9 protein-coding genes and 1 rRNA gene are annotated in these 8,543 nt (G+C 40.1%); all 10 read right to left on the minus strand.

Annotated elements, in window-relative coordinates:
- Positions 1 to 3 precede the first annotated feature (3 nt).
- Positions 4 to 834: a hypothetical protein gene (locus C1A09_RS15520; protein ID WP_101546061.1), complete on the minus strand. Its 831-nt coding sequence runs from the start codon at positions 832 to 834 to the stop codon at positions 4 to 6.
- The gene (locus C1A09_RS15525) at positions 831 to 1,685 is read right to left on the minus strand and encodes an ABC transporter ATP-binding protein (protein WP_101546063.1); all 855 of its coding nucleotides are present in this window, start codon (positions 1,683 to 1,685) and stop codon (positions 831 to 833) included. The genes C1A09_RS15520 and C1A09_RS15525 overlap by 4 nt, the downstream gene beginning before the upstream one ends.
- Before the next feature lie 267 nt (positions 1,686 to 1,952).
- A complete protein-coding gene (locus C1A09_RS15530; RefSeq protein WP_101546065.1) occupies positions 1,953 to 3,398 on the minus strand; it encodes a tetratricopeptide repeat protein in 1,446 nt (481 codons plus the stop codon).
- Between the two features lie 5 nt (positions 3,399 to 3,403).
- Positions 3,404 to 4,354: a PstS family phosphate ABC transporter substrate-binding protein gene (locus C1A09_RS15535; RefSeq protein WP_101546089.1), complete on the minus strand. Its 951-nt coding sequence runs from the start codon at positions 4,352 to 4,354 to the stop codon at positions 3,404 to 3,406.
- 10 nt (positions 4,355 to 4,364) lie between these two features.
- Positions 4,365 to 5,180, minus strand: coding sequence for an energy transducer TonB (locus C1A09_RS15540; RefSeq protein ID WP_101546067.1), 816 nt, complete (start codon positions 5,178 to 5,180; stop codon positions 4,365 to 4,367).
- 26 nt (positions 5,181 to 5,206) lie between these two features.
- Complete coding sequence (locus tag C1A09_RS15545) at positions 5,207 to 5,857, minus strand: ExbD/TolR family protein (protein ID WP_180949236.1); 651 nt, start codon at positions 5,855 to 5,857, stop codon at positions 5,207 to 5,209.
- Between the two features lie 14 nt (positions 5,858 to 5,871).
- Positions 5,872 to 6,477, minus strand: a complete 606-nt coding sequence (locus tag C1A09_RS15550) for an ExbD/TolR family protein (RefSeq protein ID WP_101546071.1) — start codon at positions 6,475 to 6,477, stop codon at positions 5,872 to 5,874.
- 103 nt (positions 6,478 to 6,580) lie between these two features.
- On the minus strand, positions 6,581 to 7,393 hold the full coding sequence (locus C1A09_RS15555) for a MotA/TolQ/ExbB proton channel family protein (protein WP_101546073.1): 813 nt from the start codon (positions 7,391 to 7,393) through the stop codon (positions 6,581 to 6,583).
- A 198-nt stretch (positions 7,394 to 7,591) separates the two neighbouring features.
- Positions 7,592 to 8,038 (minus strand): DUF8440 family protein, encoded by a 447-nt coding sequence (locus C1A09_RS15560; protein ID WP_101546075.1) that lies wholly within the window; start codon positions 8,036 to 8,038, stop codon positions 7,592 to 7,594.
- A gap of 376 nt (positions 8,039 to 8,414) precedes the next feature.
- Positions 8,415 to 8,525: ribosomal RNA gene (gene rrf / locus C1A09_RS15565) — 5S ribosomal RNA — on the minus strand.
- Positions 8,526 to 8,543 lie beyond the last annotated feature (18 nt).

Here is an 8,543-nt window from a genome sequence, read left to right on the forward strand (position 1 = left end):
ATCTTACCAACGATTTATGATTTCTGACTCTTTAAAACGGAAATAAGCGAGCACCCAGTTAAACAAGGCACAACTCAAGAAGAAGAATGTCATCAAAGTTTTCATTGTTTCGTCTGACATGAATACTGCGTTCACAGAGGGGCGGTGCGCCAAAAATGAATGAAACAATAGTGTACCTATAAGCATATAGATCAAAGTAATGGCAACACCTACTGCAAAGGTCTTAATAAATGCATTCTTTGGCCAGATAGCCCCACCCAATACAAAAAGCGACTGAATAAAACAATAACCGCCAATTCCCATTACAAATTCCTGATTATCCCTGAAAGCTGTCCAATAGCCGGTTTTACCCACCAAATGCGAGAGAGGCACTTGGGCAATGACATCATTTTCGGGATAAGCAATGGTATAGATCAATACCCGGCTCCAGTCAGCCAACTTATAAGCTATCAAAAAAGCGACGACAGCACCGACTGTGAATATCAGCCAACGTGAGATGTATTTTTCGAACATCGTGGCGGGTAACATCAACATAGCTTCCCTATTTATTTTGGTTTTCATACGTTCCATGATAAACGATGCGCTCAGAGTACCCATGATGACTATTCCCCAAATAAAAGTTATGCATCCGAAAACTACAACACTTTTTTCACGGGACACATACGAACCGGGGGAAGCATATCTGTATTCCAAATAGGCATTCCAGACCAAGGCAATTGCCAACACGCCATACATCAATACGAAGCGAAGTAGATTGGTCTTCCAGTTCTCCACCATTTCCTTGCGGCAGAGTTCCACGAAACGCGGCATACTAAAAAATGTATCTCGTATCATTGTTCAATTGTTTTAGGATGAAACATTTGTATAATCTTCTCAGGTTCGGCTAGTGTAGCTCCAAACAACAGTTCCAGATTAATTTCGGTTTCTTCGTTTTCAGTGTTCGGAAGCATCAGGAAGTTGCCTTGCACGGAAGGCAGGGTGTAGATCGCTGTCTTAGTCAGCTCACGATCGTCGCTCTCAACAAAAAGGAACTTACTGCAGATGTTACCTACCGGCTCATCCAGAAGCACACGGCTGTTGTCCATAATCAGTACATGGTCCAGTATCCGGTCAATGTCACGTACCTGATGTGTAGAAATCACAATAGTACGTTCGTCGGACATGCCCGAAGCAATGAATTTACGGAACTGGCTTTTTCCAGGGATATCCAATCCATTAGTAGGTTCGTCCATCAGCAACAACGAAGTGTTTGTTGCCAAAGCAAAGCTCATGAAGACTTTTTTCTTCTGTCCCATGGAAAGCGCTCCCAAGTCGGTACTCAAATCCATTTCAAAGAAATGTAGATACTTCATCATATCTTCTTTGCTAAAATGGGGATAGAAAGGGCTGTTCAGTTCGATATAACTAACCAATGAAATAGAAGGTAATTCAAACTCCTCAGGTACCAGGAACATATCCTCTAACGTGACGGGTAACCGGTGACGTACATCGGTATCGTAAAATGTAACCCTCCCGTTGCGGGGAGTGAGTAACCCGCTCATCAAATAGAGTAATGTAGACTTACCGGCTCCATTTTTCCCCAAAAGCCCATATACCCTACCCTTCTCCAGCGAAAGCGAAAAATCGCTCAGGACTTCTTTCTTGCCCCGGCGATAGCTGAATGAAATGTTTTCTACTTGTAACATGCTTTTCTCTTTATTAAATTAATAAGAAAACAAGGGGGCAGAATACAAAATGCAGGCCTTTTTCAACTTGTATCTGACACCTCATTAAATATCGATTAAGTGTATTAGTACAATAGTACACCGCAAAAGTATATATTCTTTTTGAAATAACAAGAGATTTCGGGAAAAAATGATATTTAGAAAAGAGTTTACTATCAGACATAAAAAAAGGAGGAGCTAAGAATCACTCTCCACTCCTCCCGACACGACAAACAACTAAAATTATTGCTATTTGATGCCGTCTAATGCTTTCTTTGCAGTAGCATTAGTGGGGTCGATAGCCAAAATTTTATTCCAAAACTCTTTCGAAGTCATATATTCACTCTTTAGTAGATAGTAGTACCCCAGATAACTGTAGCACTCTATTAGAGCTGTATTATACTTCGGCTCGTTTTTTACCAGTAGCACATCCATTACCTTCTCATAATAAGGTTTTGCCAATCCTTCCGTCGTTTCTGGATCCATGGCCGAGTGGGTACGTGCACGCCATAAATCTCCCAGATAACTGCCGGGAGCTTGTACTGAAACAAGTGCGAACACAGAGTCAGCAGACTGCAACGCCGCCATGCGGTCAGCAGGCTGTACGACAAGGGTGTCTGTAGACGTTCCTTGTCCGTAATACAGACGTCCCAACTGGAATAAGGTTTCGGGCGTCTTTTTATCTTGATTTAAAGCATTATAGTACTTTTGGTAAGCAATGATAGCTTGTTCATAGTCATTTTCTTGTTCGTATGCGTCAGATATCTCACGCCATACCTCTATTTGTGTATTGTCTTTATCCAGTGCCTTGTTATACTGTATGACAGCCTGATCATATTTTTTCAGTGCACTAAGCAAAGCACCGTAATACCTGTAGTCCAAATATGAATAATCGGCATCATCCGATGCATTGAAGAAAGCATCCGCCGCCTTTTCAGCTTCTTCATAACGTTTCAAGTCGGTATTATTATACATGACGAGACGATTAAAAGCAGCATGACGGCTATTATTTTGTAACCCTTTTTGAGCCACTTGCAACGATTTTTCGAAATTATGATTCAAGAATAAAGCAAAAGCGTATTTCAACAAATCAGCTTCTGTAGCAACGGGTGTATCAATGAACTGTGCATAGGCAGCCACTGCTTTACCAAACTGATTGTTGGCATAATATACTTCCGCCAATTCTTTATCAGCTTCCAGATAGTCGGGAGCAATACCTTTAAGCTGTTTCAATTTTTCAATTGCTTGTGTAGGACTTGCAGTCTTATAGGCCTGTGCATATTTCAAATAAGCCTCTTTACAGTTCGGATCGAAATAAATGGCTTGTTCATAAAGTTGGCAGGCAGTTCCCACATTCTTTTGTGCGAGAGCTATATCACCTTCGAGCACAGAGACTCTTGCATCTTTATTATCAACTTTCTTCGCCATACCCAGATAAATTGTTGCTTCCGACAGTTTTCCGGCATCCAGATAAGCACGGGCAACGGAAATAACAAGTTCAATATTTTTTTTGTTTTTCCCTTTTAATAATTCGCTCGCTTCATCAGAAGCTTGTCCGGGATTTGTCTTTATCAGACTTTTTACTTTATCTATTCCCACCTGCCATTCGGGTACAGGCGATTGTGCAGCGAGTGTACCGGCCAGTAACATCGCTCCCATACATAATATAAATCTACGTTTCATTTTAGTTTTCATTTTAGTTATTCATCTTTTACATTTACCACACGTACCGGTTGGGTGGCGGGTACTAATCCCGATTTTAATATAATCCGCTGTCCTCGGTCAGAAGCGAGGAAAGAAGCAAATCCCCACGGGAGTGCACTCCGAGGATCATTCAATAGAACATAAATGCTACGTGCCAATGGATAATCACCATAATATAAATATGCTTGATAAGGTTTATAACTATTTTCCGGCCTTGCCTTGGCGGCAGCACTGACTGCCATCACACGAATCTCCTTGCTGAAAGAAAGTCCTGTGCTGTCATTCTTGTCGCTCAACCAGTTTACGCCAATAATACCGATAGCATCGGGCATGTCTGCCACATAGTTGATAACTTCTTTATTAGTTTTCAATGCTTTTACTTGATTGGAAAGTGGTACACCCTCACAAATAGAATCCACTGCAAAACGTACAGTACTGGAGTTCTTATTGTCGAAAACGAGACGGATATCCTTCAAATGTGAAGACGGATAAATATCCTTCCACTGTTTAGCCTCCCCCGTCAATATACGACGGATATCTTGTACGCTTATCAATGTATCGGGGTTTTCACGATTAACAATCAAAGCCAAACCATCTGTCGCAATCTTCATCTCTTTTGGGAAAAATTTCCGACTATTAAAAGACTCCATTTCCTCTAGAGTCAGTTTACGGCTGGTGATAACCAGCCGTAAACTGTCTTTAAGCAAAAGATTGACGGCTTCTACCTCCGTCACGTAACGGGGAACAATTCCTGCCAAAGGGTACAGGCCTTCAAACACATCGATCTCTTCCTGTACAATAGGTTGGAAGCTTTCATCTGCAGCAATGGCAATGACACCGGATGTATAGGTATCCGTTTGTCCATCCTTGGACTTGTGTTGACAAGCTGACAATAGTATCAATGCTACCAACAAACCTAACCCCTGAATCTGTTTCACCGTTTCCATAATACACATACTATTGCAATTTAAAAATAATAGGAACTGTATATTTCACAGATACAGCTTTACCGTTTTGCTTACCGGGTATCCATTTAGGCATGGACTTAATCACACGGATCGCTTCTTTATCCAGATAAGGATCTACTCCTCTCAGAACTTTTACATCGCGCACACTCCCATCGGAACCTACTACAAACTGACAAGTTACACGCCCTTGAGTTCCATTCTCCTGAGCGATAGTTGGGTATTTCATGTGATCAGCAATGTACTTCATCAGTTCTGATGGACCACCGGGAAACTGTGGCATCTGTTCTACCATATCAAATACTTTCTCCTCCTCTATAGGTGCCTGCGTCACTACCTGTTTCAAGTCGGCAATATCTTTTCCATTTTCTTCGTCGTTACCTTTTACGTCGGCAATGGAAATAGCAACTTTAGTCTGAGTCAATTCTGTCTGACTCTTGATCTCGTCTTCATCCCTCACTTCCGCATCTTTCTTAATAACGGGAGCAGTGAACTTGATAGAACTTTTCAGTGCCGGGGGAGGTGGTGCTACAGGTTCCACACGTTTCATCTCTTCCTGTTTCACTTCAGGTTCTTCCAATTGCGACAAGGTAGTCACTTCGGTCATCACTTCCTTTTGCTTGGGAGTAGCCATCTTTATCAGAGTAGGAATACTAAAACCTATCAGAGCGATAATTATCACCAGTATCACGGCAATACTATGACGCTTGGGAGAATTCTCCCGCATCTTATAGGCGCCGTATGCTTTATTCTTATCACTGAATATAAGGTCACACCATTCCGCAGAACTTAAATCTACTTTAGCCATATTCTTCTAATTTTAGGTGTTACACTTTATTCGGCAATGTTTTGCGACAATTCTCCCTTGCTGTTATAGTTCTTTATCAAGAACTGGTCTGCATCGGCAATGTCGGTTATCACATACTTACCTATATTACATATCTGCATTTCATCGAGAGCATCTATCAGATTTTTATACGATGCGGCATCAGTAGCCTTAATAATCACCGTAGGCGTATTTTTTCCACTCTTAATCTCAGAAAGTTGTTTCCGATAATCATCCTCTGATATTTTTAGGTCCAGCTTCTGTTGTTTAAGCCTGTTCACCTCATTCACAGCAGCTCTATTACGTTGTAGAAGCATCGCCCGCAGACCATCCGCATCGTATGTCGTTTCCTTCAACGAAGTATAGTCTTTATAGTTGGGTTCTCCTTCGTAATAATACAATTTATTGTCATCACTCAGTAACAATGTGATTGCCTGTGAAGCCTTTACCTTAGTTTGTTGCTCCTCAGTGAGATTTTTATCATTACTCGGCATGCTTATCTCCATAGTCTGAGGTTTACTCAGAGACGTACAGAGCATAAAGAAGGTAATCAGCAACATATTCATATCTACCATCGGAGTAAAATCTACCCTGACGGTCATTTTTTTCTGTTTACTTTTTCCACCTTTCTTATTACCGCTTTCTTGTATTTCAGCCATAATATTTCCTTTCGTTAGTCTTCAGAAGTAGTTTTCAAAGAAGTAATCAGATTATATCGGTTTTCCCTGAGATCCTGAAGTGAGTTCATTACATTCTTTATTACAGAATAAGGGGTATTGGCATCTGCCTTAATAGCAATACGCAAATCACCATTCGCTGCCCGGGCATTACGTACCCATGCTTTGAACTGGTTATCAATACTGTCAGTCGGTATCCCCTCATTCTTCAACACAGCATCTTGTTGGTCTTGTGGCAAAGCGAGGTACTGTTTCATGCTCTTCATCGGCACCCCAAAAGTGGATGCTAGCATAAATTTTTTCGTTTCCTCTGGAGTAAAAGTTACTCCATATTCTTGCCCCATAGCTTCCAACACATTGCGCAAGTCAGACTGCTTGTCCAGACTCATAAATATTTTTCCATTCGGATCGACCAATATCTGAAGAACATTCGTTTCTGGAATTTTTATTTCAGATACGGAGGCAGGAGTAGTTACCTGTACCGGTTCTTTCTTCACAAACGTCGAAGTTAGCATGAAGAAAGTTAGTAGTAGTACAGTAACGTCACTCATCGCCGTCATATCGATGAACGTACTTTTCTTTTTTATTTTTGCTCTTCCCATGATTATTTAATTAATTGAAAAATGAAAATTAATTCATTGAATTGAAAAATGATACATCACGCTATTACGTACTCAATATCAATTATCAACTATCAATCATTAATTATTTATGAGTAGCTGCAAAAGTCTGCACAATAGAGAAACCAACCTCGTCAAGGCTATAGGTCAACTTATCAATCTTATTAGTATAATAGTTATAAGAGATAACTGCCAACGCACCGGTCAAGATACCAAAGGCAGTATTAATCAAAGCTTCAGAAATGCCCTGTGACAATGCCATAGAATCAGCACTACCACCGGCAGCAAGGGCAGCAAAAGAACGGATCATACCAATTACCGTACCAAGCAATCCCATCAATGTACCAAGCGTGGTTATTGTACCAATAATAGGAAGATTTTGTTCCATCATAGGGAGTTCCAAAGCAGTGGCTTCTTCCAGTTCTTTCTGAATAGCGACCAGTTTTTGGTCTTTAGCAAGTAAAGTATCATTCTCCATCTCTGCATACTTCTTCAAAGTAGCATTCACAACATTAGCAACAGAGCCGCGTTGGTTGTCACATATTTCCTGAGCTTTTTTCATATCACCGGCAGCAAGAGCAGCTTTAATATTAGATACAAATTTTACTAATGATCCTTTACCAAAAGCAGCACGAATAGCAATGTAACGTTCAATACTGAGCGCAATAACGGTTAATAAAAGAGTTTGGATAACAGGAACAATAAAACCACCTTTATAGATAGTTCCAAGAAAGTTACCGGGCAACGGATGGTTGTTCGGATCATTGTTCATAAAGTTGGAAGGATTTCCCAACACAAAATGAAAAACAAGCACGGCAATGATAAAACAAATTACGATTACCCAACCGGCGGATTTAATGCCTTTAAAAGAGGCTGACTTTTTTTGAGTAGTTTCCATGATGAAAAATTTAATTGTTGGTATTAAATTGATTAAAAAAAAATGATACATAGGGGTACAAACTCCCTTTTACGAACCAATAGGGCGCATTTCATCCACATAACCTCACAACAGCACAATCAGTACATAAAAGGTTATCAACTTCTAATTGTTTCTATCAAGAAACAATAGAGAGGAAATTAATATGAAAAGAATTGATTAAATCAAAATCCGCCGAAGCGTAAAGATGTAATAGTCACAACCCACTATAGCATAATAGGGGGCTTGATCTGAATAGTATAATTTAGTTCTACCTTGAACGAGTAAATTTTCATGGTTGGATAACATCAAAAGTATATTCTTGAGAAAAGATTCGTCTTCAAGAACTCTGCGAAGACGTTGTTGATTAGAAAAGTAAGTTTCCGAAATTGATTTATTTCCCAACTCAACATCCTGAGACCAAAAATGCTCAGTATCCGATAAAACAGATTTCCTTGTTCCCAAATTGTCAGATGTAGAAGAATAAGACGACAAATAAGCTGTAACTTCACAGGCCACAGAAGTAACACCTTCAAATGCCTTTGAATAGTTTGCAGCATTACTGCTGAAACTACAACCAAGTGTCAACAGCAAACAAATCCAAAATGTCTTTACAGTTGTTTTCATGTCGTCTAATAAATCTACAATAATAACAGCTGATCTCTTATTTTGTTCTACAATAACCCTACTTTCTTTTATAAAGAGAAAGAAATCTTTATATTCTAGGAGATATTAATCATCCTCCTTTTTGAAGTAAAGATACAAAAAATAAATGAAACCATAAAAGGGGAAAGTATATAAATTACTGGCTTTAAGCTCTTTTAATCATTCACATACACATATATTACAAAGATTTCCAAAAAATTCCCACTAACGTTCCCAACGCCACTTTCCATTTTCTATCTTCCCTTTTCCACCAGTATGCGGAGGAGGGGGATGGCGGGCAAGGGACGGACAAGACAAAAAAAGCCCCCACATCTTTCGACATGGAGGCTTTCCTCTAAAACGGCGACTACCTACTCTCCCACTGTTACGCAGTACCATCGGCGTGACCGGGCTTAACTTCTCTGTTCGGAATGGGAAGAGGTGGAACCCCGGTGCTATAGTCACCTGAATAAGGCAGACATGATGT

It is taken from the genome of Bacteroides cutis (assembly GCF_900241005.1).
GTDB classification, from domain to species: Bacteria; Bacteroidota; Bacteroidia; order Bacteroidales; family Bacteroidaceae; genus Bacteroides; species Bacteroides cutis.

Excerpts from the sequence above, each read along its gene's own strand:
- C1A09_RS15520 (WP_101546061.1), bottom strand. The coding sequence starts at position 834 with ATGATACGAGATACATTTTTTAGTATGCCGCGTTTCGTGGAACTCTGC.
- C1A09_RS15525 (WP_101546063.1), bottom strand. The coding sequence starts at position 1,685 with ATGTTACAAGTAGAAAACATTTCATTCAGCTATCGCCGGGGCAAGAAA.
- C1A09_RS15530 (WP_101546065.1), bottom strand. The coding sequence starts at position 3,398 with ATGAAAACTAAAATGAAACGTAGATTTATATTATGTATGGGAGCGATG.
- C1A09_RS15535 (WP_101546089.1), bottom strand. The coding sequence starts at position 4,354 with ATGGAAACGGTGAAACAGATTCAGGGGTTAGGTTTGTTGGTAGCATTG.
- C1A09_RS15540 (WP_101546067.1), bottom strand. The coding sequence starts at position 5,180 with ATGGCTAAAGTAGATTTAAGTTCTGCGGAATGGTGTGACCTTATATTC.
- C1A09_RS15545 (WP_180949236.1), bottom strand. The coding sequence starts at position 5,857 with ATGGCTGAAATACAAGAAAGCGGTAATAAGAAAGGTGGAAAAAGTAAA.
- C1A09_RS15550 (WP_101546071.1), bottom strand. The coding sequence starts at position 6,477 with ATGGGAAGAGCAAAAATAAAAAAGAAAAGTACGTTCATCGATATGACG.
- C1A09_RS15555 (WP_101546073.1), bottom strand. The coding sequence starts at position 7,393 with ATGGAAACTACTCAAAAAAAGTCAGCCTCTTTTAAAGGCATTAAATCC.
- C1A09_RS15560 (WP_101546075.1), bottom strand. The coding sequence starts at position 8,038 with ATGAAAACAACTGTAAAGACATTTTGGATTTGTTTGCTGTTGACACTT.